This window comes from Chitinophaga horti (assembly GCF_022867795.2).
In the GTDB taxonomy this organism is placed as follows: Bacteria; Bacteroidota; Bacteroidia; order Chitinophagales; family Chitinophagaceae; genus Chitinophaga; species Chitinophaga horti.
In genome coordinates this window covers 2,345,621-2,368,423 of the sequence record NZ_CP107006.1, presented here as the reverse complement: position 1 = coordinate 2,368,423, position 22,803 = coordinate 2,345,621, and the positions used below count along the sequence as shown (strand labels likewise).

Genomic DNA, 22,803 nt, shown 5'->3' with positions numbered 1-22,803 from the left:
GGCGTGTAATCAATTGGATGTTTGCTGTTGGAACTGCGCGGTGTTCGTCGATGACGAGCAGGCATGATCCTGCTCATGTTGGACGATGAATACGTGGGGCGTAAAGCCTGACTTTTATCATTTCCCGCGAACATGGCCAGGCGTAATTTTGCTACGACTAAAAACACAATGCCATGAGCAGGATCAAAGCAACGGGATTAGCGCATAAGGTGATGGACGCAGCACAGGCGGCCGCTTTATTTACGAACGGAATGGTGGTAGGAGCGAGCGGTTTCACTAAATCAGGCGACAGTAAAGCTGTACTGGCGGCCCTGGCCGACCGGGCTGCGAAGGAAGATATTAAAATAACATTGATTACCGGCGCATCGCTGGGGCAGGATACTGACGCCCGCTTAGCAAATGCTCATGGCTTACACAAACGGATGCCATTTCAGGCAGACCCCGTGCTGCGCAAACATATCAACAACGGTGAGGTGCTGTTTATCGACCAACACCTCAGCGAATCCGTAGAGCTGTTACACAACCATTATATCCCGCAACTGGACATCGCCGTGATCGAAGCGGCCCTCATCACAGAAGATGGGAGTATCGTACCGACAACTTCTGTAGGCAACTCTGCATCCTTCGCGCTGATGGCAAAAAAGCTGATCATCGAGATCAATACCGTGGTGCCGGAGTCTATACAGGGCATACATGATATCTTCGTTCCTGACGACTATCCGCACCGTAACAGCATCCCGGTGAACGTGCCGGATGCCCGGGTAGGCACCACTACCATCAAGATCCAGCCAGATAAGGTAGCAGCCATTGTATATACGGCCGTGCAGGACAGTCCGGCCGACATTGTACCGCCGGATGCTAAAACCGAGGCGATTGCCGGTCACCTCATCAAGTTCTTTGAAGCCGAGGTAGCTGCCGGCAGGCTCACGAACTCCTTGCTGCCTGTACAGGCAGGCATTGGTAAAGTTGCTAATGCGGTACTGAATGGTTTCCGGAAAGGCCATTTCGCAGATCTCACGATGTACTCTGAAGTGCTGCAGGACAGCACCTTTGACCTGATCGATGCCGGTAAACTGCGCTTCGCCTCGGGCTCTTCTATTACGGTGTCTGCCGAGTGTTACGATCGCGTAGTGAACAACCTCGATCATTACCGGGAGAAGATCGTGCTGCGCCCGCAGAACATCAGTAACGCACCCGGTGTGATCCGTCGTTTAGGGGTGATCGCCATCAATACGGCGATAGAGTTCGATATGTACGGCAACGTGAACTCTACCCATATCGGCGGTACCCACATTATGAACGGCATCGGCGGCTCTGGTGACTTTGCCCGTAATGCGTACCTGAGCATCTTTGTAACACAGGCAGCGTCTAAGAATGATACGATCTCTCACGTATTGCCCATGGTGTCGCACGTGGATCATAATGAGCATGATGTAGATATACTGGTGACCGATGTGGGATTGGCCGATCTTCGTGGCCTGGCACCAAGGGAGCGGGCGAAAGTGATCATTGCAAACTGTGCGCATCCTTACTACCGCGATGCCTTGCAGGATTATTTTGACCGTGCGTGCGCACAACGGGGCGGCCAAACACCGCACCTGCTCGAGGAGGCGTTCAGCTGGCACGTAAGGCTGCGGGAACGGGGAACGATGAAAGGGTAGATCGCGGTTGAAGCGCTGTCATGTAAAACGATGAACAAGGGGCGATGACAAGCGGCGCTCATTGCCATGGAACGAAAGGGTAACGAATACATTACACCGGTTAACCGCGATAGCCTTCCGTAAGAAGTCTGAAAATATTTCTATATTTATCGCGGCCAAACTGACGCCGTAACTGTATTTCGTAAACCTCAATCCATCTTTGTTCAATGGAAACAAGTTCCGTTGCCCGCGTGACCATTCCACGCAAAGCCGTGCTCAAACAACTGAAAGCCGACCTTATCGGGAAGGATTCTTACCGGGGTGTAACACTCACTTATTCCTGGCTAGCCAATCAGCTTGGGCACTTGTCTTTAGGCTTCATTCCAACCATCCTGCTGTTCCTTTTCCTTAGCAAAAAAATGGAAAAGGAAACCGCTGCATTGTGGTCTGCCGGCATCATCGCATCCATATGGATCATTTTTGAGGCGTATAACTTCCTGGGGCCGCTGCTGTTGAAGAAGCCGTCTAATAATAAACGGATGTTCCTGCCTAAAGGCAGCAGGTATACATTCCCGCCGCAGTGGGGCAACATCGCCTTTGATACCACGACCGACATTATCTTTTTCAGCTTTGGAGCCTTCGCGGCCAGCCTTTGCTGCGCCTACACCACCAATGGCCTGATCATACTGCTGGTACTGCTGGCATTATTGATTTACCCTTGCCGCTATTGGTATATGACGAAGATGTATTTGCAGGTACCGCAATATCCTTTCCAGTTCAGGCTGAGCCAGTGGGAAATGGACATTTCGGAAAACAACCGCAAGGCCGTAGAGCAATTCATGGAGCATGACGGGGAGGGGAAACACCTGCTGGTATTTGGCGCGAAAGGCTCCGGCAAAACGACGCTCAGCGTGGGTATCGCTACCGAAATGTCGATCCGCCGCCATTCAGCCACTTACCTGACCGCCATGAAGTTATACTGCCTGTTCTTCGACCAGCCTGCCGTTAACCTGGAAGAGCTCTGGAACTGGCGTAATTCCTCGCTGCTGGTCATTGATGATATTAATCCCGGCAGCCCGATCGAACCCGACCTGATCAGCCCCAAAGCTTTTTTGCGTATGCTGGATACCTTCACGCACAACGAAGCCAATCGCCTGGCGTTGAAGTCCAGGAACGTGATATGGGTGCTGGGAAATAACGTGCCACAGGAAAAGGACGAGGAGCGTTGGGAACATATGCTGGAGAAAATCGGGGTCGACAAGTCACATATCCTGTCCGTCAACCTCTCTGACTAATATCCGGGAAGGTTGACGTAAGTCCGAGGGATCAATTATTCCCCTGATACCAGTCACCAACGTTCCGCCAGGGTGTCATAAGCAAAATTCACCAGCACTCCGCTAAGGAAGAATGTGGTTATCGTAAGCAAAACTCACCAGGTGGCTCAGGTTCTTCACGTCAAAGCGTTTGTACATCGGGAAAATGCGCTTCTCGATAGCCGACAATGATACATTGAACTCGTAAGCAATTTCCTTCAGGGAATAGCCTTTGGCTACCATGGCCAGGGCTTCCTTTTCTTTACCAGAGATGGCATAGTGGCGGAACAGCTGTTTGTTCAGCTCCTCCTCGAATTTCGACTTATCGGGCCCATAGGCATCATACCGCATGACGCTGCCTAACTTCAGGCTGCGATTCACCTGCGAACGTCCGATGATGGCGGTCATTTTTCCGCCTTCGGAGCTGAACACGCCTACTTTAACGATCAGGGGAACGTCATGACCATGCTTGTGGATCTTCTTCAGTTCGATCGTGAAGCTGTACTTCTCCAGGTCCTCCGTGCGGGATTGTATAAACATCAGCGCCTTATCATTCAGCTCATGCGAAAATGGTGCGTACTCCGGAGAGGTAATGTTTACAATAGTCATCATGCTCACCTCTTCGTCCTTATAGCCCAGTATCTCGTCCCAGCCGTCGGCATATACCATACGGTTCTCCTTGAAGGAATAAATGTACACTGCTTCCTCGGGGAACCTGGTAAGCGTTTCACGATAGTGCCTTGCCTGCTCGCTCTCCAGGTCGGCTGGCAAATCGGTGATGAAGGATTTGGAGTAATTGCCGAAAGTACGGTCGGGGAACATTCGCTGAGTTTTGCATAAAACTATAAAAAATATTTCTACCTGCGTAATAACGCAGTTGACCGCAGTTGATTGAAACAGTATTTTTGCCCTCGCAATCAACCAGTTACCTGGGTGATCTGATAAACGGGTAAAATGGAAACTAACTATAAATGGGCGAAAGCCCGCTAGATGGCTTTATTATCATGTGTCTCAGTCCAATGCTTAAGCGTAACCCCAAAAAATCTTTACTTACCTACGACCGGTAAGCACCTGCTGTTTTTGTGTTAAAAATTACGTTTGGAAGATGTTGCGGGCGGTCTCGTTCCGCCTGCAGCGTTCCCGACGACAGCAGTACAATGCATTCCGCATTTTTGATTTAGTTGGCAGAAATGTATACGGCCTTTCTCCAATGTTCGCATGGTTCCGGCATCTTTCTCAGTTCACAGCTGGTACATCAGACATTTACCCCCAAAAAAGAGCAAGGGCAATCCATCCGGATTGCCCTCTATTGTAAATTTACATATCTGCCTAAGCATGTTGCCGTATCACCTGTTCTAGCTGGTGCGCCTGCATAACACCCGACTGCCGCCAAAGCACACGTCCCTGTTTGAAAAGAATGAGGGTAGGCACCCCCTGTACCTGGTAAGCCTGTGCAACGGCGGGATTTTTATCCACGTCTATCTTAATGATCGTGGCATCGTCGCCCACCTGCTGCTTCAGCGACTCCAGGATCGGCGACATGGCCTTACAGGGGCCGCACCAGGTTGCGAAGAAATCGACCAGTACCGGCTTGTCGCTATGTATTACTTCGGAAAAGTTGCCCATAATTCATTTTCCATATGCGGTTCAAGAATAATGCCCGAAATATTTTTTTTGATCTGGGCTCACCCGATAGGACAATACGACACACTTGATAGTAAGAGGCTGACGCGAAGGCGCATTTTCAAAGCCATGACTATCAAAAAGACGCGAAGTGTAATCACACTTTAAATTCTGACGGTGTGAGTTCTGCTGGACTCGCAAGCATTTAGATTTTGGAAAAAGTTGCGGGTTCCTCTTTAGTTACCTGCTTTATTTGTTTTTCCTTCTATCGCTACATGGTATGAAGGATCTTCCACGATGTTCACATCAATCTCGCTGCCCGCATTTTTCAGCAGTGCGATACAGTCCGGGCTCAGGTGTTTCAGGTGTAGCTTTTTACCGGCTTTTGCATATTTGTCAGTGAGTTTATTGAGCGCATCTATGCCCGACATGTCAGCCACGCGGCTGTTCCTGAAGTCGATCACTACTTCCTCCGGGTCGCCGTTAACATCAAATTGTTCATGAAAGGTAGTGACGGAGCCAAAAAACAAGGGGCCGTTGATTTCGTAGTACTTACTTCCGTGGTCATTCCAGTAAGCATGCACACGAATGTGCTTCGCGCTCTCCCAGGCAAATACCAGGGCGGAGATGATAACGCCGATCAGCACGGCGAGTGCCAGGTTATGTAATACGATCGTGATGAGTGCCACAATAATGCCGACGAAAATGTCTTGCCTCGGCATCTTATTAATGATGCGGAAGCTGCTCCATTCAAAAGTACCGATTGCCACCATGATCATTACGCCCGTGAGCGCCGCCATCGGTACACGCTCGATGATCGGGGCGCCTGCCAGGATGATAAGCAGGATCGTTAAGGCGGCCACGATGCCCGACAGCCTGGCTCGCGCGCCCGCTGAGAGATTTACCAGCGTTTGGGCGATCATCGGGCAACCACCCATGCCGGTGAAAAAGCCGTTAAGGATATTAGCACCACCTTGCGCCAGGGCCTCCCGGTTACCATTACCGCGCGTGCCGGTGATCTCGTCCACCAGGTTGAGGGTGAGCAGCCCTTCGGTTAAACCAACGCCTGCCATGATCAATCCATACGGCAGTATGATCTGCAGGGTTTCAATGGTAAAAGGAATGTTGGGAATATGAAAAGGAGGGAAGCCGCCGCTTACTTCGGCAATGTCCCGTACAGTTCTCGTATCAATATGAAAAACGTATACCAGCAGGAACACCGTAATAATTGCCACCAGCGAAGGTGGAACAGCCTTGGTAATACGCGGGAAGAGTACAACGATAAGGATCGTTAAGGCAGTCAGACCGCCCATGATCATCAATGGCGTGCCGGTCATCCAGCTGCCTGCACTTTTAAACTGCTCCAGCTGTGACATAAAGATGATCACGGCCAGGCCGTTTACAAAACCATACATCACCGGCTGAGGTACCAGGCCGATGAATTTGCCGAGCCTGAACAATCCGACCAATAGCTGGAATATACCCGCCAGCGCTACTGCTGCGAATACGTAGTCTAATCCGTGGGATTGCATCAATGCCATAATCACCACCACCGTAGCACCCGCACCACCCGATACCAGTCCGGGCCGCCCGCCGAAGATCGCTGTTACAAGCCCCATGATGAAGGCAGCGTAAAGGCCCGTCAATGGAGGGAAACCTGCAAGTATGGCGAATGACAGGGACTCAGGGATCATGGTCATGGCTACGGTAAGGCCGGCCAACACTTCATTTTTATAGTTGATGGGCTGACGAAAATCGAACAGGTTCAGATATGCTCTCAATGCTAACAGTGTTTGTCGGTGAAGGTGCAAAGATAACGAAATCGGCATAGTTATTGTTAAAAGCGGGCTTGACAGAAACCGTGCAGCCGACAACGTTATAAGTGATTGTTTTCGCGTTTGTACCCATTCACCTATTTAAAACCATAGCATCAATTAACATGAAAAGACTGTTATTCGCTCCGCTGGCCGCCATTGCGGTAGCATTTTCCGCATGTAGTAAAGACAATGACAAACCCAGGTCCGAGTGCTTCGCCGACAGCTTCGTATTGACCGAAACTAGCCGTGACATCGACGAAAACGGCAAACAGGTATTCCTTGACTTCGATGTAAAAAACACTTCTACCAAAGATTATGCAATCGCTAATGGCGCGGCGGTAGTAAACCTGAAGCTAATCGTGACTACCACTGACGGAGCAACGTACGAAACCACCGCACCGGTGACGATCACGTCTCTCTCTGCAGGTGCCACCAGCAGCTACAAGACGCTGGCTAAATTTGGCACAGACAAAACATTCCAAAGCGTGACTTTCACGAAGTCCTGCCAATAAGGAAGAAGGCCGCGGACATCACCGCGGCCTTTTTTAACTCAGCTGTTGTAACCTTTTTTGCTCCCGGTCGTTTTAATAGTAAAGTTCCCCTTTATGAAACAATTGCTCGCTATTTGCACCCTGACCATGTTGGCGTTCACCGCCTGTGATAAAGAAGATACGGAGACGGCCGGGACGCAACTCGTGGCTTCGCTGGAAGGGGCGTGGAAAGAAGTGGCAATTGGTTACAGCATCGGCGGCCCCATGATCCACAAACCTATACCTGCCGAAGACGCCCAAATGATCGGCTTCAGCAACGGCATGTTCGTTTCGAACGATGCAATGAACGAATTTAACCGGTACAGCAGCGACAGCCTCACTGTTACGTTGCGCAACTCTTTTACCGGCAAAAGCTTTAAGTACGGTTATATCATCATCAACGATACGCTGACGCTAACACCGCTAACTGTGATGTGTGTGGAGGGGTGCTACTCGAAGTTTGCGCGCACGGAGCAGGGGAAGTAGATAGCAGCCAGGCGCTTCAGATACCCATCATGACGAACGAAGTAAAGGCAACTTCGGGCTCGGTCTGGCCGCCAGGAAAGCTGCTGACAACCACTATAGCGAAGACAATGCACGAGGATGGCTTCACTTCATTGCCATGACGAATCCGGCAGCCTACATTACTTCGAAACACTCAAATGATCCCCCACCCACTTTTCCAGTTCCAGCCGGTCTGGCTTGTGGCCTGCTTTTTCCAGGAAAGCAGCTACCAGTTTACCGCCCTGCGAGTTTGGATTGCGTTCCACGTAAGCCACCATGGCTTCGCGCACATCGGGCATGAAAGTGTTGTTGTCGACGGTGGGCGTATTGTCCTCGCCCATGAGAAAGACACGCATATAGTAGGTATACAGATCGCCGGCCGCCTGGCGAAGCGGCGATGTATCATAGGCAGCCAGGTAACGCTCCCATTCCTCGGTACGTCGCGCCACTTCGGACCATGGCACTATTACGCCGGCATCGGCATCGAACAGGGTAGAGTCGTGCCGGGCGGAGAGGTCGATGTAAGCCTTGTAATCCGCGGGCAGGTAAGGCCCGAATAATTGCTGGTAGAAGTCAGGCTTGAGGCGTAACTCCGTATAGCCTTCCCCGATATAGTTCGGTTCAATGCCTGCCGTAGCCAGCAGATCGATTCGTTTCTGTGTAGCTTTATCCGGGTGCGGGATATCGCTTTCTTCGTTAAAAAAGTTGATATAATCCTCGATCCACCTGCTTTCATTCGTTTGGATCACGTTGATCAGTCTTTCATACACATCATCGCTGAAGCGGGTGTATATACCGGCGGCCTGTTCAGGTGTGCTGGATTTTAATAAGTTTCGGATGGAATCCGTTTCTGCGCGGAGCCTGCGTACCATTTCTTCGGTAGTGGGTGGTAAGGGAAACTCCTGCCTGCCGGCGGAATCGGGTCGGGTAACGATGGTGGTGTCTTTCGCAGCAGTGGTGGTAGCGGTTTGCTGACACCCCTGGCTGGCCATAGCGGCCAGCAGGGGCAGCAGGTATAATTTCTTCATGTGGGTTTACTTTCTTTACGGGCGAAAGATAGCAAACAGGGTTTATTTTTCCAGCAGTGATTTGAGTTGCTGCAGGTCTTTTTCCACCGCGGCACGGTCGTTCTCAATATCCGCTTCGGATACACCGGGCTGGGGCAAAATGGTAAAGATTACTACGCTGCCCGCCTGATTAGCGACTACACGGAGGGGTACATATATGGTGCCGCCGTTAACGGTCACGAAATGATCTACCACGCCTAACTTATTTCTCTCCACGAAGGTTACATGCGCTTCGCCGTTAGTGGTCTGGATCTTCCAGGTGTTGTCCGTACTCACTTCTTCGATGGACAGGCAAAAGCCGGGCGCCCATTTCGGGAAGTTCTGCGGAACGGAAAGAAAGTCGTAAACGTCGTTTACATTTCGTTGAATACCAATACTTACATGAATTGCATCGTTTGCCATAGCTTAAGGTAATTGTTGCCTTATCGCAGGTGCAACTTTCGTTCCGAAAAGCTCGATAGAACGCAGGATCTTCTCATGAGGAATATCGCCGGCAATGATCTGTGCCAGGTAACGGGTATGTTTGAACAGTCCGTGGGTACGGATGATCTTCGCGATCACCTCTTCCACACTGCCTACAAGCAAGGGGCCGTTAGGCGCACGCATCATTTCGAACTGCGGACGGGTAATGCGCGACCAGCCTCTTTCCTTACCGATTTTGTTCATCATCTTTTCATAAGTAGGCCAAAACTCATCGGCCGCCTGTTCCGCCGTGTCGGCAATATGCATATGCATGTTGACCGCCAGTTGCAATTTGTCCACATCATGCCCCGCTTTGCGGGCCGTGTCGCGATAGAGGTTGAACAGGGGAGCATATTGCGCGGGATCGCCGCCAAGGATGGCGAGCGTAAGTGGCAGATTAAGATAACCGGCGCGCGCTGCGGACGACGGTGTGCCACCCATTGCAAGCCAGATGGGTATCTGCGGTTGTAACGGTCTTGGGTACACGCCGAGGTTATCGATCGGCGCACGGTGCTTTCCTTTCCAGGATACGATTTCCTGCTGATTGATTTTCATGAGCAGATCGAGATGCTCAGCGTACAGGTCGTCATAGTCCTTGAGGTCGAAACCGAACAAAGGAAACGATTCGATGAATGAACCACGTCCCGCCATGATTTCCGCACGGCCGTTGGACACGAGGTCGAGTGAGGCAAAGTTCTGGAAGGTGCGCACCGGGTCGGTGGAGCTAAGTACGGTTACTGAGCTGGACAGGCGAATGCGCTCGGTTACAGCAGCAATAGCGGCCAGCACTACCTCGGGCGAAGAGATCACGAAATCGGAGCGATGGTGTTCGCCTAATGCGTATACGTCAAGACCTACCTGGTCAGCGAGTTTTGCTTCTGCAATCAATTCCTGTACCCGGCGATGTGCGTTGTGTGCGTTACCTGCCGTACCATCTGCCTTTATTTCCCCGAATGTACTAATACCCAGTTCCATCATCTTATGATTTAGGAAGCAAAGGTCGGGAAGTTTGACGGATTATCAGTGATGCAGGCGGTATACTTGAGGAAAGCGGCCCGTTAATGTCGGTAGGCCTTACGGGCGGCGTCGAGACATTCCGCATTGAGTTGCGCGAGGGTGCAGTCGTCTTCCACCGTGGTTTCGATCCAGTCGCCATCTTTACTTTGATAGATCTGGATAGAGAGGCCGAGCAGCCGGTTGAAATCGTGCTCCACTTCCGCTGCGGTACGCAGGCTGCCAATGTCGATCCAGCCGAAGGTGTGCATCAGGCGAATATCCTCAATAGGCGTATCCGGGGGCAGACAGCAGGCACCGAAGTACGACCCGCCGTGTGCATGCGGTTGCGTGTAAAACTCCAGCTTCAGGTGTGGGAACTGCTGGTTGAATGTGCGCTGAATGTTACAAATCCTTTCCTCTTCACTGATGTAGATAGTCATGGGTCGTTCGGTTTTAAGGCAATTTATAGTGGTTGTGCGTCGTGAAAAATGAGGGAGATCAGGGGCATGAATGATAATGGCACACACGGGTATATGTGCCATTACCTTTATAAATAAGTTAACTCACTATCGCTGTGGTGCTCCTGGTACGGGCGGCTGTATTTCGGGCCGCTGCGGCAGATCGGGGATTTGCGGCGGAACAGGTTGTGGAATATGCGCAGGCTCCGGTTCACGGATAGGCGGTTCCTGCGTAGTGCCTGGATTTTCAGGCCTTGCCCCGGGATGGGTGCCGGGTTCGGACGGTGGCTTAATTTCAGGGCCTTTAACTGGGTCTGTCATCAGAAATTTTTTTGCCTGGATCATCATAAGAATTGCTTTGGTTTTCGAAGAAACGCTGCAACAGTCTTGCCAGACTTTAATAACCGCCCGCAGCGCGCAGGCTGCAGGCGGTATTGCTACTAATAGTTTAAAGTGATGCCGGCCCCCAATCCCATGTCGCTGTCATAATGCGCCGAAACGCCCATGAACGGCGTGAGCACGTATCGCAGCCCGGCCATGTATTCCTTATCGGTATTCACCATAAAACCCAGGCGCAGCCGCGAAGTCACGCGGATGTCTTCCCGCATCAGTGAAACGCGCGCTTTGCCATCTGTATCGATGCGCGCATCCAGTACGGCGAGCATAGGCAAGGTATATTGCAAGCCGGCACAGAGCGCGCGTCGTTCATTTTTGGTACTCACCTGGCCAAACAGGTTCTTTTCCTTTTCGCCCGGCTCCATCTTCCGGTACCGCCAGTCGATGCCGACATAGGGCAACAACCGTTGCATTTGCCCCATGTATCGCCCGAAATGGGTTTCCACCTCGTAGCCGTGCATATCACGATAGCCGAGCCGCCATTCTGCCTGAAAACTCCAGCGGGTATTCTGCAGCACCGCCTCACCATCGTTACCGTTAGTGGCGAAGTCGTTTTGCGCCATAAAATGGAACATACGATCGTCTGCATACACCTTTTTCATTTGCTGGGCGGGATTCTCCGGCGAATCTTCATACTGAAAGATGCGCCCCATCCCCGACATCATATGATAGAGGATGTGACAATGAAAGTACCAGTCACCGCTGTCCGTGGCGGCGAACTCCAGGGTGTCGGTTTCCATGGGCATAATGTCCAGGGTGTTTTTGAGTGGTGCATAGTCGCCCTGGCCGTTCAGTACCCGGAAGAAGTGCCCGTGCAGGTGCATCGGGTGGCGCATCATGGAGTTGTTGTACAGGATGAGGCGTACGTTTTCTCCTTTTTTAATGATGATCTTATCCGACTCGGACACCGTACGATTGTCGATACTCCACACATAGCGGTTCATGTTGCCCGTCAGCGTAAACTTCAGCTCCTTCACCGGCGCATCGGGCAGCGTCGTTTTCACGGGTGAGCGTAACATGGCGTAATTCAGCGTTTTGATGTCCGCCAGCGGCTCCCGGTACATCACGGCGTTCATGTCCATTTGCTGAAGGCTCATTTTCATGCCCATATCGTCCAGGTGGCCGTTCATTTTCATCATGCTGTTCATCATCTTCATACCCTCAAAATATTTTAGAGGGGGAAGTGTTTGCGCGGCTTGACGAACGCCTTTTCCCAGCCACAGGGAAGTGCTGCGGGTACGGTCTTCTGCGGTGGCCAGCAGTTCAACGGCAGCGCTATCGGCCGGTAGCGTAAGTTCCAGGTCGTACGTTTCTGCAGTGGCAATGATCAGGCGGTCCACCGGAACGGGCACTACATCCATACCATCGTTGGCGATCACGTTAATCTTGCCGCCAGCGTACGTTAACCAGAAGTAGGTTGACGAGCTGCCATTGATCACCCGCACCCGCACCTTTTGCCCGGGGCGGAACTCCGTGGCGCTGTCTGCATCGCGACCATTGGCGTGAAAACGCTCGTAGTAAACATCGCTTACGTCCATGGCTTCCATCCGTTTCCATTCGTTGGCTACTTTGGTCTTGAAGTGGCCGGCAGCAATCGCTTCGCCATAGCTCTGCACTACGCCCTTTTTTATTTGTCCTTTTTTAATGGAGAACCAGTCGGTCGCCATCTTCAGGCGGCGCTCCACCTGGTGCGGATGCATGTCGGTCCAGTCGCTCAGTACGAGGGTGTATTCCGGTGCAGGCAGCGCATCCTTCTTATGAATAATGAACGCCCCATACATGCCCGATTGTTCCTGCAGGGCGGTGTGTGAGTGGTACCAGTACGTGCCATTTTGCACCAAAGGGAAGCGGTACGTATGAACCGTATGTGGTTTAATGGGAGCGGTGGTGAGGTATGGCACGCCGTCCTGGTTATTGGGTAATATCAGCCCATGCCAGTGAATGGAGGTTTCGGTATGTAGCTCGTTGTGAATGTAGATTTCCGCCGTATCGCCCTCCGTAAAGTGTAGTGCCGGCATGGGAATCTGGCCATTCACGGCGTAAGCCATCCGGGTTTTGCCGGTGTAATTCACCATGGTGTCCTTCACGTACAAATGATAGGTGACCGTCCGCTGCGCTGTCGCCGACAATACGGCAAACAGCCACAGTGCGGTTATTAATATCCTGCTCATTGGACCGTATCTTTTATGCTGCCGCAGGTGAGCATTTGCGCGCCATAGAACGGGTTCCTGATATCCTTTTCCAGGCTCAGCCAGTTGCCGCCTTTACCATTGGCAAACATCGGACAGTGCTGATAATACACCGGGCTGCCCGGATGCATTGTTTTAACGATCGGATAAAGCGCATTACCCAGCTGCGCGAACTGTTTGCGTTGGACGGCCAGGTCGGTGCTACCGGCGATGGCAGCGGCGGGCGGTTGCAGTGTCGCCTGTTTGTCGGTAATCACTTTCAGTAATGCACCAGCGGCTGCTTTCGCCGCGGTAGCGTCCGACTTCACAAGGGCGTCTTTAATCGCGAGGTATTGTTCCAGGAGGGCAGCACCGGTTCCCGGCGCATTTGCACCGCTCTGAGCGGATACGGAAAAAGAGGCGGACAGGAGTACTGCAGCTATAGTCATAGCGAGAATGCTTTTCATGATGTAAAGTTTAAGATTGATAAATAGACGGATGATGGGCTATACAAGTTGCTGGTCGCCTATTTTAGGCGGTACGCGATCGGAGAGGTGTACCATGGGAAGCTGACCGCCAGGATAACACCACGCATAGGGGAGCGGGGTGAGCAAAGGCTGGTAAGTCCAGCTGGCGGTAACGCCCTGGTGGCTGGTATGGCAGGCATGCATACAGGGGCAGCCGTTGTGGTTACAATCGTTACTGCATTCATGCGCGGGAGGCGCTGGTGCATCGTCGGTACTGCTGCAACAAGATTCGTTGAGCACATGATGTACAGGCGGATCGTCGTGATTACAAGCGACGGCCGCCTGTGCGCCGGAAACCAGCAGCCCTAGGCACACAAGCATGAATATGTAATAACGTTTGATCACGGTGACTTAACCTTTTGATAATGGCTTTTGCGCCTGATTTGCCTCAAAATTCCGCATTTTCAGGGAGCAGTTGATTATACAATTCGGGGAATGATGTATATAATTCCTGTTGCCGAAAGTGTGATGATACCGGCAAGTATTTCTACAACATACGTGCAGTTGATTTTGAAACCCTCTGCTACAGCGGATTTACGTAATGGCATATGCTTTGTGTCATGGTTGCATAACCCAAAAAATCAGCACTACCCTAAATTCTATAAGTTATGGCAAAAGCTAAAAAACAAATCGGTAAAAGCGCTGCGCCTAAAAAGGCAGCTGCTAAGAAGGCTGTAGCGCCTAAAAAAGCTGCAGCGAAAAAAGCAACACCCAAAAAAGCGGCTGCTAAAAAAGCAGTAGCGCCTAAAAAGGCCGCCGCTAAAAAAGCTGCTGCACCTAAAAAGGCAGCTGCTAAAAAAGCGGTAGCGCCGAAGAAAGCGGCAGCTAAAAAAGCGGCTGCGCCTAAAAAAGCAGCGGCAAGAAAGGCAGTAGCTCCTAAAAAGGCCGCCGCTAAAAAAGCAGCAGTTCCAAAAAAGGCAGCAGCGAAATTTGGCACAGAAGGCGAACAGCTGGAAAAGTTCTTCCACGACTCGCTGAAAGATATCTATTGGGCGGAGAAAAACCTGGCGAAAGCACTGCCTAAACTGCAGAAAGAAGCCACCAGCCAGGAATTGAAAACCGCCATCCAGGAGCATACTGCTCAAACGCAAAGTCAGGCCACCCGCCTGGAGCAGGTGTTTGAACTGCTGGGCAAAAAGCCTCAGGCAATGAAGTGCGACGCAATGGAAGGACTGATCAAAGAAGCTCAAAGCATCGTAGAAGAAACGCAGAAAGGCTCAAACACACGTGACGCTGGCATTATCGTGGCTGCCCAAAAAGTAGAGCACTATGAAATCGCCACTTATGGCAGCCTGGTTACCCTGGCGAAAGTAATGGGTCAGGACGAAGCCGCAGAGATCCTCGCAGAAATCCTGGAAGAGGAGAAAACTACAGACGAGCTGCTCACAGAAATCGCTGAAGGTAGCATCAACTGGCAGGCGAAACAGGAGAGCGAGGGCGATACCGCCGATGAGGATGAGGACGAGGAGGAAGACGATGATGACGAGGACGAAGAAGACGTTGAAGATGAAGATGAGGAAGATGACGAGGACGAAGAAGACGACGACGATGATGATGATGACGAGGACGAAGAAGAAAAATAATGTAAGAAGGCGCCGGTTAGTACTGGCGCCTTTTGATTTAGGGCAAAAAAAGAGAGAGGACTATCAATGGTAGCCCTCTCTTCCTATTATAAATCAATTGCTTTAGTGAGTCGCGCCGCTTTCTGCGAGCGCTGTTTCTATCGCAATACCGATGGATTTCGTTTCTTCGGTCTCATTGTCGCTTCCTTCCTCGAACCAGTGATTAGCGCCTTCGTTGTCCTGTCTCACGATCAGATACAATGTTTTGTCCGGCATTTCTACAATGAAGGAGTCTTTCGCTTCCTGGGTTACGGAAATTGTTTCGTTATGTTGCGAGATGGTGAACTGGGACATAATACTGCTTTTTAATTTACAGGAACAAGCATTGTGCCACCAGTATGATAAATGCGTTAAAAAGATGTGATACTTTTCCTTTTCCGGCCGGCAAGTACTACGACAGCCAATAGCGTCACGAAATAAACTTCCGGAATAGCGGTGTCAGCCATAATTCTTCCCGTAAACGGGTGCAGCTTTAGCTGTAGTACTTTTCCTACAGTATATCGCTGGTCATAGCAGGCACGCCGTCCTAAACGCATAAGTTGTGGTTGGGTGCCGATGCGGACAGGCAGCCGCGGACGCGTATCGCAATTATAGGCGGGTGCGGTGACGACCGCCGTCACAGATGCACCAAAATATTTCTGATAGGCTGCTCCGCCAAAATATATCAGTCCGGCCAGCGTCAGCAATACGACTGGCCAGAATGTGTAGGCGGATATTTTCTTTTCCTGCTGCATGGTCCGCAATTTAAGATTATATTAAAGTTACGCGGAACAATTTTTGCCCGCTACTATCCGATTAAATGCTAACTTAAGTAACACTATTCACACGGAAAATACGCTTGCATGAAATTATTTGTGACGAGGGCCATTGCCCCCGAGGCGCTGCAGTTGCTGCAAGACGCTGGTATAGAAGTAACCCAATGGCAGGAACAAAGAGAATTGGAACCAGAGGAACTGATCGGCCACTGTATGAATCATCATGCATTGCTGGTTGCCGGTAAAAGTAAGATAGACAGGCAGTTTCTAAGCATATGTCACCACCTTAAAGTCATCGCGCTGCATTCTGTCGGATATGATAACGTAGACGTACCCGCGGCTACGGAACATGGTATTCCTATCGGCAATACGCCCGGTGTATTAAGCGCCGCCACTGCGGAAACGGCATTTCTCCTGATGATGGCCGTATCACGCAAAGCATTTTACATGCATCGCCGTATTCTTAATGGAGAATGGGGTTTTACAGCGCCTATGGACAACCTGGGCATCTCTCTGCAAGGTAAAACACTGGGTATTTTCGGTCTTGGAAAGATCGGGATGGAAATGGCGCGTAAAAGCATCGCGGTATATGATATGAAGGTGATTTATCATAACCGGCATCGCAACGAGGAGGCCGAACAAACGTATGGTGCGGAATACGTCTCTTTTGAAGAATTGCTTTCCCGCAGCGATGTGTTGTCTGTTCATGCGGGCCTATCCTCCGAAACAAAAGAAAAGTTTAATACGGATGCATTCCGAAAGATGAAAAAAGAGGCGATTTTCATCAACGCTGCCCGGGGAGGTATTCATAATGAGAAGGACCTGGTCACCGCGCTAAATAATGGCTTGATCTGGGGTGCAGGACTGGATGTGACCAACCCGGAGCCCATGCAACCCGACAATCCCCTGTTAACAATGCCGACAGTGGCCGTTTTACCGCATATCGGCTCTGCTACGGTAGAAACGCGCACCGCGATGGCCGAAATTGCCGCCCGTAACATCATCGCGGGCTTACGCGGAGAGCGTTTGCCGCATGCTGTAAACCCTGAAGTTTATAATTGATCCTGTTCGTATACGCTTAAACGGCTGCGCAGCAGGTCCACCTGCCGTTGCAGCCGTTTCATTTTATTCAATACATTGATGAGTGCGTCAATCCCTTCTACGTTGATGTTCATGTCGTAATACCAGCGGCTATACGTTTCAAGGTTGTGTAGCTCGTCGTAGTGGATGCAGGGCTCCGTTTCCACGATCACAAGGGAGATGAGCCCATTTTGCTCCAGGGCATCAATAAATCCCGGCTCTGTGTGGTATTGAACACAGTATTCCTTTACCGTAATCATATCAGTTTGCATAATGTGAAATTAAGATGCTGCTAATTGGCGGAAAAGCGCCTTCTGCTCCTCCGTCAGGTTCTTCGGTAATTGTATGTTCCAGGTGATGTAAAGATCGCCAAACTGGCCCTCTTGCCGGTAAACGGGAAAGCCTTTTCCTTTGAGACGCACCTTTGCACCATTCTGTGTTTCGGGTACTACTTTCAGTTTGATCTTACCGTTCAGCGTGTCGATGGTCACCTCCCCGCCGAGAACAGCCGTGTACAGCGGCAGGTCTACATGGGCGTAAAGGTCATTTTCCACGCGTTTAAATACCGGATCTTCCTCTATGATAAAGGTGATGTATAAATCACCCGCAGGACCACCATTCGCACCTGCGGAACCATGACCTTTCAGTTTGATCTTTTGTCCGGTGGCTACACCGGCGTGTATGGTAATGCGTACTTGTTGGTTGTTGATGGTGAACGTGCGTTGATGTGTTTCGGCTGCTTCGCGTAGTGTCAGCCGTACTTCCCCCTGCGCGTCCCCGCCACGGAACTTGCCTGCACTGCGCCGGCCGCCGGTGTTGCCGAATAGGGATTCGAAAAAGTCAGAGAAACCGCTTTCCCCGAAATCAAATCCTCCATCGCCGCCACTATAGCTATATTGTTGGCCGGCACCTTGTTGCTGCCGTGCCTGTTCGAACTGGTCGGCATTTTTCCAATGCTCGCCGTAAGCATCATATTTTTTGCGCTTCTCCGCATCGCTCAGCACTTCGTGTGCTTCATTGATCTGCTGAAATTTCAGTTTCGCTTCTTTGTCGTCGGGATTAAGGTCGGGGTGATACTTCCTGGCCAGTTTACGATATGCCTTTTTGATGTCGTCTGTACTCGCTTTTTTATCGATCCCCAACACGGTATAGTAATCTATAAATGCCATAATGAGTCGTTTAAAACAAGGTTGCCTGTCCAAATTAGGTGCCGTTCCCTAAAATTACGAAATCAGGTTGTTTTGTCTGGGCTAAACTGTCATAGAGGCAGTTACACGCAACATCTTTTTTTTATTAGATTTGCCACCGGAAAAACCGGACTAACAGACCAGAATACACCTATGCAGCGATCAAACCTGAGCATCATTGTTTTACTGGCGTGCCTGAGCTTTACCCTGCCAGCCTTTTCGCAGGATAAAAAACCCGCCGTAAAAAAGAAAGAAGAGAAGAAAAAACCTGCGCCCAAAGTGGAGGCGCCTAAAATCAAGCTGGTAGCAAAACCCGCTAAGACTGACTCAGTTCCGCCGCCTTACCGCGACGACGTATTCACCACCGGTGAAATAGAGCGGATGAAAACCTTCCTGATCAGTAACGCTTCCAAGCGCGCACAACCTAAAAACAAACTTTGGTCGCCAGCCTACAGCCTGGTGTGCATCAACACCGTACGGGCCGGACTTGAATACTTACTTTACCGTGAGAGCAGTATCCCGGACAGCCTGTTCAGCCGTCACGCGGCGTTCAACGCCTTTTCCCGCACCAATCGCATCGACGTGCTGATGGAGCAGTTGCGCGATTCGGGCCTGGTATCTAAAACGCAGGTGCTTGGCTTCTCGGGGCTTAACCGTCGTAAGATCATCCCGATCGATTCGCTGAAAAGTTACCTCGATCCATATGAGCTGAACGGCAGCCTGTGGTTCACGCTGCGCGGCATGATCGGTAATGTAAGTGGCTGGAGTGTTTTCACTGTGAGCCTCTGTGCGGGTACCCATGCGGCTATCCTTACGGTGGACCATCGCGATATGGATAAAATGCTCGTTTACTGGTCGGATCAAACGCATAATCACCCGGTGATTGCGGGCGGCAAAGCGACTACCCAATACGGATGGGAGCTGATGAACGAAAAGGGATCTATTAGAACACTGCCCCGTGGTCTGGATGCATATGCGCTGCATGCGATGAAAACGTTCTGGTGCGACTGCAGTTACGATAAAAAAGACAAGAACGCCAAAGTAGGCGCCTGTTTCCCGGAATTGGTGATATGGAGAGTGGGGAGGGGACAGCTGTAAATAAGAAGGGCTGTATCAAAAGTAATCTACCTGGTTTTGATACAGCCCGCAGTTTTAATGCTTTGAAGCATCCAAAATTTTCAGCGCTTCGTCGTCTTTATATTCTTTGATCAATCCGCGCAACTGCTGCTTTAATCCTGCCGTTACCTGCGCATATTGTTTGTCGCCATACAGGTTATTCATCTGCGTGGGATCTTTTTTCAGATCATATAATTCCCAGCTGTCTGTCTGGCCATAGAAGTGTACCAGCGTATATTGGGCCGTTCGTACGCCAAAGTGCGGGTACACCCGGTGCGGCTCGGGATATTCGTAATAATGATAGTAAGCCGCCTTACGCCAGTCCGGGTTCTTAGACCCCGTTTTCACCAGCGGCATAAACGACCTTCCCTGGATTTCTGCGGGTGGTTTAACACCGGCTATGTCCAGCATGGTGGGTGCCCAATCGATGTTAGACATCAGCTGATCTACCTTCGTGCCAGGTTTGATCACACCCGGGTAACGCACGACGAATGGAGTGCGAAGCGACTCTTCATACATGAAACGTTTGTCGAACCAGCCATGTTCGCCCATGTAAAATCCCTGGTCGGAGGCGTATACAACTACCGTGTTTTCGGCCAGACCCGTTTCGTCGAGGTATTGCAGCAGCCTGCCAACATTGCGGTCTAAAGAGCGGGCGGTGGACAAATAGTCGCGGAGGTAGCGTTGGTACTTCCATTCCACGAGGGCTTTACCTTTAAGTGCCAGCGCTTCGAACTGCCGGCTTATCTTCTGGTAATAACCGCTGAATTTTTCCTTTTGCTCCGGGTCGAAGCGGCTGAACAGGCCGACTTTACGATCGTAGTTGACGTTTACTTTCAGGTCCTCTGCCAGGCGCATCGTTTTATCGATAGTCATGTCCTGGTTTTGGGCGGCCGCCCGGTTTTGATAGTCGTCGTAGAAGTTGCCCGGCAGGGGAAACTCCACGTCATCATATGCTCCGAGGTCTTGCAGATCGGGGAACCACTCGCGGTGCGTGGCTTTATGTCCCACCACGAGGAAAAACGGCTTGCTCGTATCGCGGTGCTGCAGCCAATCTACTGAGAAGTTGGTGATCAGGTCGGATACATAACCGGGTATGCGGGCGGTGTCTTTCCCCTTTTCGATGAAGTCGGGGTTGTAGTAGGCGCCCTGTCCGGGCAGGATACGCCAGTAGTCAAAGCCATCGGGAAGGCTGCCTAAGTGCCACTTGCCGATCCAGGCGGTTTGATAGTTATTTTGTTGCAGCACCCGAGGGAACAGCAGCTGTGTTACGTCGAAGCGGCCTTCATTGGCTTTGTAGCCGTTCATGTGGCTGTACTTACCCGTAAGCAGCGTCGCCCGGCTCGGACCGCAGATCGAGTTCGTCACAACTGCATTGTGAAAGATCGCTCCCTCGCGGGCAATACGGTCAATATTGGGCGTTTGCGCCAGTTTACCGCCGTATGCGCTAATGGCCTGAAAGGCGTGATCGTCCGAGAAAATGAAGATGATGTTAGGCCGTTTCTGTTGTGCGATCGCAGGGGCGGAGAGCAGTAACAGGAAGCCGAGGGTTTTTGTGATGATGCTCATAAATACAAGTTATAAAACTTCTGACAGTAAAAAACGTCATTTCCACTGCCTGGCGACCTAAAGCTGCGCGTTATTTTTTATCTTTCCTGCCATTTAAAACGGACCAACATGCAGAAACAATTCGAGATCATGCGCAAGCTAAGGGCCTGGCTCATTGATTTTACAAATGACCTTACGATAGAAGAGCTGAACGAAGTACCGGCAGGATTTAACAACAACATCGCCTGGAACCTCGCGCACCTCGTGGCCACACAGCAAAACCTTATTTATCGCAACTCCAACGTACCGGCGCTGGTAGAGGATGCATTTATCGAACAGTTCAAACCCGGTACCAAACCCGCCGCGTTCATGGACGCTGCAGCGATGGATAACGTGCGCCGGATGCTCAGCACCCACATCGATCAGACAGAGGCGGACTATAATAAAGGTCTGTTCCATACTTATAACACCTTCCAGAACCGCTATGGAATTGCAGTAGAAAAGGTAGAAGATGTAATTACGATGATCGATATGCACGAGGGATTGCATACAGGGTACATTATGGCCCTGAAACGAACAATTCGCAATAAATAGGGCGAAATTTCGTATCTTAAGTAGGACCAAACATTCCATGTTATGAACTGGCTACTCCAGGTTAAGGGAAAGCGCTATAAGATTTGCGCGATATTCGTCATGATCATGGTATTGGTGCTGTTGCAGAATGTGCTGGAAAGACGAAGCATTTCCAACCTGGACCACTCTGTAGCCGCCATATACCAGGACCGGCTGCTGCCAGCTACCTACTTATACGGCATTTCCAATCATTTATACCAGCAACGCCAGCTACAGCCGGGCGATGCGACTTCACGTGCCGCTCACAACCGTGCTATTGCAGGATTAGTGAAGGAGTACGAACTCACGCATCTTACTCCGGAAGAAGGCAAACAGTGGCTCATTTTTAAAGCCCGCTGGAAAGATTACGAGCAGCACGGCACCGACGCCGCTTTCCTGAAAAGCCTGGAATCGCTGAACAGCCTGAGCGACATCCAGGTGGCGGAAGGTAAGGTGCTGCAACGCTATTCAAAAACGATCGTGAACTCATCTTTTTTTGACCTCTCATCTCGAAGTAACGTTATTGATTGTGCTGGGATTGCTGGCCATCGTACTCCTGCTTATTTCCGACAAACCGTTGATTTTCAGCGAACAGAAGCCCGTTCTTAATTAAACAGCTCTAACACTGTAACTGTCGGCCGCGCGACTGGCGCTGCGGAGGGGAGTTGTATGTGGTAAACTGCTGTTTCTTCGTAACGGGAAGCTACCACAATGCGCGTATTACCTGCATGCTGATCGAACAGCGACTGCACCAGTTCGGGATTGTTGTTGTCTTTGGAAAGATGGGAGAGGAAGAGGTGGGTCATAAACGCCGGACGGTGTGCTAAAAACACCTCTAACGCCTGCCGGTTAGACAGGTGACCTTTGCCGCCACGGATGCGGTTCTTCAGGAAGTAAGGATAACGGCCTTTGTCCAGCATTTCCTCATCGTAATTCGCCTCGAGAAATGCGGCGTGGCATTGGGTAAAATGATGCGTAAGACCGTTACAGGGCGCGCCAATATCCGTAAATACGCCAATGTTTACGCCACCGCAGGCTACCACAAAACTATAGGGATCAGCTGCGTCATGTAATTTAGGAAAAGCCGTAACCCGGATATCGCCGATTTGTACCGCTTCGGCCGCAGTAAACGTGTGTACCTGGGAGGGCAGAATGTCCAGTTGTCCATGGCGCAACGTATCGGGGGTGATGTAAACAGGTAGCTGGTATTTTTTAGCGAGAACGGCTACGCCGCGGATGTGGTCGCTGTGTTCGTGAGATATGAACAGCGCTTTTACTTTCGTCATCGACAAGCCCAGCCGTTTCATCCGTTTTTCCGTCTCGCGGCAGGAGATGCCAGCGTCTACCAGAACGGCTTCCCTGCTGTTCCCCACATAGTAACA

At 50.9% G+C, this 22,803-nt stretch carries 26 protein-coding genes; 9 read left to right on the top strand and 17 right to left on the bottom strand.

Annotation, left to right across the window (positions count from 1 at the left end):
* The first annotated feature begins 173 nt into the window (after nucleotides 1–173).
* Together scpC and MKQ68_RS09650 are read left to right on the top strand one after the other, a co-directional pair.
* Complete coding sequence (gene scpC / locus MKQ68_RS09655; RefSeq protein ID WP_244839228.1) at nucleotides 174–1,661, top strand: succinyl-CoA:acetate CoA-transferase ScpC; 1,488 nt, start codon at nucleotides 174–176, stop codon at nucleotides 1,659–1,661.
* A gap of 206 nt (nucleotides 1,662–1,867) precedes the next feature.
* On the top strand, nucleotides 1,868–2,935 hold the full coding sequence (locus tag MKQ68_RS09650) for a P-loop NTPase family protein (RefSeq protein ID WP_264283110.1): 1,068 nt from the start codon (nucleotides 1,868–1,870) through the stop codon (nucleotides 2,933–2,935).
* A 102-nt stretch (nucleotides 2,936–3,037) separates the two neighbouring features.
* Here MKQ68_RS09650 and MKQ68_RS09645 read toward each other — a convergent pair whose 3' ends face one another.
* The 3 genes from MKQ68_RS09645 to MKQ68_RS09635 form a co-directional block, all read right to left on the bottom strand.
* Entirely contained in the window at nucleotides 3,038–3,775 is a 738-nt protein-coding gene (locus MKQ68_RS09645) for a helix-turn-helix transcriptional regulator (RefSeq protein WP_264283109.1), read from the bottom strand.
* 507 nt (nucleotides 3,776–4,282) lie between these two features.
* Nucleotides 4,283–4,579, bottom strand: a complete 297-nt coding sequence (trxA, locus tag MKQ68_RS09640) for a thioredoxin (protein ID WP_264283108.1) — start codon at nucleotides 4,577–4,579, stop codon at nucleotides 4,283–4,285.
* A gap of 233 nt (nucleotides 4,580–4,812) precedes the next feature.
* A complete protein-coding gene (locus tag MKQ68_RS09635; protein ID WP_264283107.1) occupies nucleotides 4,813–6,357 on the bottom strand; it encodes a SulP family inorganic anion transporter in 1,545 nt (514 codons plus the stop codon).
* 158 nt (nucleotides 6,358–6,515) lie between these two features.
* On the opposite strand from MKQ68_RS09635, the gene MKQ68_RS09630 reads away from it, so the two are divergent.
* Together MKQ68_RS09630 and MKQ68_RS09625 are read left to right on the top strand one after the other, a co-directional pair.
* Entirely contained in the window at nucleotides 6,516–6,905 is a 390-nt protein-coding gene (locus MKQ68_RS09630) for a hypothetical protein (RefSeq protein ID WP_244839233.1), read from the top strand.
* A 93-nt stretch (nucleotides 6,906–6,998) separates the two neighbouring features.
* The gene (locus MKQ68_RS09625; RefSeq protein WP_264283106.1) at nucleotides 6,999–7,409 is read left to right on the top strand and encodes a hypothetical protein; all 411 of its coding nucleotides are present in this window, start codon (nucleotides 6,999–7,001) and stop codon (nucleotides 7,407–7,409) included.
* Nucleotides 7,410–7,567: 158 nt separating this feature from the next.
* Here the strand turns inward: MKQ68_RS09625 and MKQ68_RS09620 are convergent, their stop codons facing one another.
* The 8 genes from MKQ68_RS09620 to MKQ68_RS09585 form a co-directional block, all read right to left on the bottom strand.
* Nucleotides 7,568–8,455: a hypothetical protein gene (locus MKQ68_RS09620; protein ID WP_264283105.1), complete on the bottom strand. Its 888-nt coding sequence runs from the start codon at nucleotides 8,453–8,455 to the stop codon at nucleotides 7,568–7,570.
* A gap of 42 nt (nucleotides 8,456–8,497) precedes the next feature.
* Nucleotides 8,498–8,896, bottom strand: a complete 399-nt coding sequence (locus MKQ68_RS09615; RefSeq protein WP_264283104.1) for an SRPBCC family protein — start codon at nucleotides 8,894–8,896, stop codon at nucleotides 8,498–8,500.
* A gap of 3 nt (nucleotides 8,897–8,899) precedes the next feature.
* Nucleotides 8,900–9,931 (bottom strand): Atu2307/SP_0267 family LLM class monooxygenase, encoded by a 1,032-nt coding sequence (locus MKQ68_RS09610; protein ID WP_264283103.1) that lies wholly within the window; start codon nucleotides 9,929–9,931, stop codon nucleotides 8,900–8,902.
* Between the two features lie 83 nt (nucleotides 9,932–10,014).
* Complete coding sequence (locus tag MKQ68_RS09605) at nucleotides 10,015–10,392, bottom strand: hypothetical protein (protein WP_264283102.1); 378 nt, start codon at nucleotides 10,390–10,392, stop codon at nucleotides 10,015–10,017.
* Nucleotides 10,393–10,518: 126 nt separating this feature from the next.
* Nucleotides 10,519–10,731, bottom strand: coding sequence for a hypothetical protein (locus MKQ68_RS09600; RefSeq protein ID WP_264283101.1), 213 nt, complete (start codon nucleotides 10,729–10,731; stop codon nucleotides 10,519–10,521).
* Nucleotides 10,732–10,850: 119 nt separating this feature from the next.
* Nucleotides 10,851–12,977: a multicopper oxidase domain-containing protein gene (locus MKQ68_RS09595; RefSeq protein ID WP_264283100.1), complete on the bottom strand. Its 2,127-nt coding sequence runs from the start codon at nucleotides 12,975–12,977 to the stop codon at nucleotides 10,851–10,853.
* Nucleotides 12,974–13,441 (bottom strand): DUF3347 domain-containing protein, encoded by a 468-nt coding sequence (locus tag MKQ68_RS09590; protein WP_264283099.1) that lies wholly within the window; start codon nucleotides 13,439–13,441, stop codon nucleotides 12,974–12,976. The genes MKQ68_RS09595 and MKQ68_RS09590 overlap by 4 nt, the downstream gene beginning before the upstream one ends.
* Nucleotides 13,442–13,480: 39 nt before the next feature.
* The gene (locus MKQ68_RS09585) at nucleotides 13,481–13,822 is read right to left on the bottom strand and encodes a hypothetical protein (RefSeq protein WP_264283098.1); all 342 of its coding nucleotides are present in this window, start codon (nucleotides 13,820–13,822) and stop codon (nucleotides 13,481–13,483) included.
* 287 nt (nucleotides 13,823–14,109) lie between these two features.
* Between MKQ68_RS09585 and MKQ68_RS09580 the strand changes: the two genes are divergently transcribed.
* On the top strand, nucleotides 14,110–15,084 hold the full coding sequence (locus MKQ68_RS09580; protein ID WP_264283097.1) for a YciE/YciF ferroxidase family protein: 975 nt from the start codon (nucleotides 14,110–14,112) through the stop codon (nucleotides 15,082–15,084).
* Nucleotides 15,085–15,186: 102 nt separating this feature from the next.
* Here MKQ68_RS09580 and MKQ68_RS09575 read toward each other — a convergent pair whose 3' ends face one another.
* Nucleotides 15,187–15,417, bottom strand: a complete 231-nt coding sequence (locus tag MKQ68_RS09575; protein ID WP_244843588.1) for a hypothetical protein — start codon at nucleotides 15,415–15,417, stop codon at nucleotides 15,187–15,189.
* 56 nt (nucleotides 15,418–15,473) lie between these two features.
* Complete coding sequence (locus MKQ68_RS09570) at nucleotides 15,474–15,857, bottom strand: hypothetical protein (protein WP_244843589.1); 384 nt, start codon at nucleotides 15,855–15,857, stop codon at nucleotides 15,474–15,476.
* 108 nt (nucleotides 15,858–15,965) lie between these two features.
* On the opposite strand from MKQ68_RS09570, the gene MKQ68_RS09565 reads away from it, so the two are divergent.
* Nucleotides 15,966–16,940 carry a 2-hydroxyacid dehydrogenase gene (locus tag MKQ68_RS09565; RefSeq protein WP_264283096.1) on the top strand — a complete coding sequence of 325 codons (975 nt, stop codon included), beginning with the start codon at nucleotides 15,966–15,968 and terminating at the stop codon, nucleotides 16,938–16,940.
* Here the strand turns inward: MKQ68_RS09565 and MKQ68_RS09560 are convergent.
* Together MKQ68_RS09560 and MKQ68_RS09555 are read right to left on the bottom strand one after the other, a co-directional pair.
* The gene (locus tag MKQ68_RS09560) at nucleotides 16,931–17,230 is read right to left on the bottom strand and encodes a chaperone modulator CbpM (protein WP_244843590.1); all 300 of its coding nucleotides are present in this window, start codon (nucleotides 17,228–17,230) and stop codon (nucleotides 16,931–16,933) included. The genes MKQ68_RS09565 and MKQ68_RS09560 overlap by 10 nt on opposite strands.
* A gap of 9 nt (nucleotides 17,231–17,239) precedes the next feature.
* Entirely contained in the window at nucleotides 17,240–18,127 is an 888-nt protein-coding gene (locus tag MKQ68_RS09555; RefSeq protein ID WP_264283095.1) for a DnaJ C-terminal domain-containing protein, read from the bottom strand.
* Between the two features lie 171 nt (nucleotides 18,128–18,298).
* On the opposite strand from MKQ68_RS09555, the gene MKQ68_RS09550 reads away from it, so the two are divergent.
* On the top strand, nucleotides 18,299–19,243 hold the full coding sequence (locus MKQ68_RS09550) for a hypothetical protein (RefSeq protein WP_264283094.1): 945 nt from the start codon (nucleotides 18,299–18,301) through the stop codon (nucleotides 19,241–19,243).
* Nucleotides 19,244–19,297: 54 nt separating this feature from the next.
* On the opposite strand, the gene MKQ68_RS09545 is transcribed toward MKQ68_RS09550, so the two are convergent.
* Nucleotides 19,298–20,830, bottom strand: coding sequence for a sulfatase family protein (locus tag MKQ68_RS09545; protein ID WP_264283093.1), 1,533 nt, complete (start codon nucleotides 20,828–20,830; stop codon nucleotides 19,298–19,300).
* A gap of 108 nt (nucleotides 20,831–20,938) precedes the next feature.
* Between MKQ68_RS09545 and MKQ68_RS09540 the strand changes: the two genes are divergently transcribed.
* Together MKQ68_RS09540 and MKQ68_RS09535 are read left to right on the top strand one after the other, a co-directional pair.
* A complete protein-coding gene (locus MKQ68_RS09540) occupies nucleotides 20,939–21,403 on the top strand; it encodes a DinB family protein (RefSeq protein ID WP_244843597.1) in 465 nt (154 codons plus the stop codon).
* A 42-nt stretch (nucleotides 21,404–21,445) separates the two neighbouring features.
* Nucleotides 21,446–22,030, top strand: coding sequence for an MCP four helix bundle domain-containing protein (locus tag MKQ68_RS09535; RefSeq protein ID WP_264283092.1), 585 nt, complete (start codon nucleotides 21,446–21,448; stop codon nucleotides 22,028–22,030).
* Here the strand turns inward: MKQ68_RS09535 and MKQ68_RS09530 are convergent.
* Entirely contained in the window at nucleotides 22,027–22,794 is a 768-nt protein-coding gene (locus MKQ68_RS09530; RefSeq protein WP_244843599.1) for an MBL fold metallo-hydrolase, read from the bottom strand. The genes MKQ68_RS09535 and MKQ68_RS09530 overlap by 4 nt on opposite strands.
* Nucleotides 22,795–22,803: the final 9 nt, after the last annotated feature.

Bases quoted from the DNA above. Each gene is read 5' to 3' on its own strand.
- scpC (WP_244839228.1), top strand. From the start codon at position 174: ATGAGCAGGATCAAAGCAACGGGATTAGCGCATAAGGTGATGGACGCA.
- MKQ68_RS09650 (WP_264283110.1), top strand. From the start codon at position 1,868: ATGGAAACAAGTTCCGTTGCCCGCGTGACCATTCCACGCAAAGCCGTG.
- MKQ68_RS09645 (WP_264283109.1), bottom strand. From the start codon at position 3,775: ATGTTCCCCGACCGTACTTTCGGCAATTACTCCAAATCCTTCATCACC.
- trxA (WP_264283108.1), bottom strand. From the start codon at position 4,579: ATGGGCAACTTTTCCGAAGTAATACATAGCGACAAGCCGGTACTGGTC.
- MKQ68_RS09630 (WP_244839233.1), top strand. From the start codon at position 6,516: ATGAAAAGACTGTTATTCGCTCCGCTGGCCGCCATTGCGGTAGCATTT.
- MKQ68_RS09625 (WP_264283106.1), top strand. From the start codon at position 6,999: ATGAAACAATTGCTCGCTATTTGCACCCTGACCATGTTGGCGTTCACC.
- MKQ68_RS09620 (WP_264283105.1), bottom strand. From the start codon at position 8,455: ATGAAGAAATTATACCTGCTGCCCCTGCTGGCCGCTATGGCCAGCCAG.
- MKQ68_RS09615 (WP_264283104.1), bottom strand. From the start codon at position 8,896: ATGGCAAACGATGCAATTCATGTAAGTATTGGTATTCAACGAAATGTA.
- MKQ68_RS09610 (WP_264283103.1), bottom strand. From the start codon at position 9,931: ATGGAACTGGGTATTAGTACATTCGGGGAAATAAAGGCAGATGGTACG.
- MKQ68_RS09605 (WP_264283102.1), bottom strand. From the start codon at position 10,392: ATGACTATCTACATCAGTGAAGAGGAAAGGATTTGTAACATTCAGCGC.
- MKQ68_RS09600 (WP_264283101.1), bottom strand. From the start codon at position 10,731: ATGACAGACCCAGTTAAAGGCCCTGAAATTAAGCCACCGTCCGAACCC.
- MKQ68_RS09595 (WP_264283100.1), bottom strand. From the start codon at position 12,977: ATGAGCAGGATATTAATAACCGCACTGTGGCTGTTTGCCGTATTGTCG.
- MKQ68_RS09590 (WP_264283099.1), bottom strand. From the start codon at position 13,441: ATGAAAAGCATTCTCGCTATGACTATAGCTGCAGTACTCCTGTCCGCC.
- MKQ68_RS09585 (WP_264283098.1), bottom strand. From the start codon at position 13,822: ATGCTTGTGTGCCTAGGGCTGCTGGTTTCCGGCGCACAGGCGGCCGTC.
- MKQ68_RS09580 (WP_264283097.1), top strand. From the start codon at position 14,110: ATGGCAAAAGCTAAAAAACAAATCGGTAAAAGCGCTGCGCCTAAAAAG.
- MKQ68_RS09575 (WP_244843588.1), bottom strand. From the start codon at position 15,417: ATGTCCCAGTTCACCATCTCGCAACATAACGAAACAATTTCCGTAACC.
- MKQ68_RS09570 (WP_244843589.1), bottom strand. From the start codon at position 15,857: ATGCAGCAGGAAAAGAAAATATCCGCCTACACATTCTGGCCAGTCGTA.
- MKQ68_RS09565 (WP_264283096.1), top strand. From the start codon at position 15,966: ATGAAATTATTTGTGACGAGGGCCATTGCCCCCGAGGCGCTGCAGTTG.
- MKQ68_RS09560 (WP_244843590.1), bottom strand. From the start codon at position 17,230: ATGCAAACTGATATGATTACGGTAAAGGAATACTGTGTTCAATACCAC.
- MKQ68_RS09555 (WP_264283095.1), bottom strand. From the start codon at position 18,127: ATGGCATTTATAGATTACTATACCGTGTTGGGGATCGATAAAAAAGCG.
- MKQ68_RS09550 (WP_264283094.1), top strand. From the start codon at position 18,299: ATGCAGCGATCAAACCTGAGCATCATTGTTTTACTGGCGTGCCTGAGC.
- MKQ68_RS09545 (WP_264283093.1), bottom strand. From the start codon at position 20,830: ATGAGCATCATCACAAAAACCCTCGGCTTCCTGTTACTGCTCTCCGCC.
- MKQ68_RS09540 (WP_244843597.1), top strand. From the start codon at position 20,939: ATGCAGAAACAATTCGAGATCATGCGCAAGCTAAGGGCCTGGCTCATT.
- MKQ68_RS09535 (WP_264283092.1), top strand. From the start codon at position 21,446: ATGAACTGGCTACTCCAGGTTAAGGGAAAGCGCTATAAGATTTGCGCG.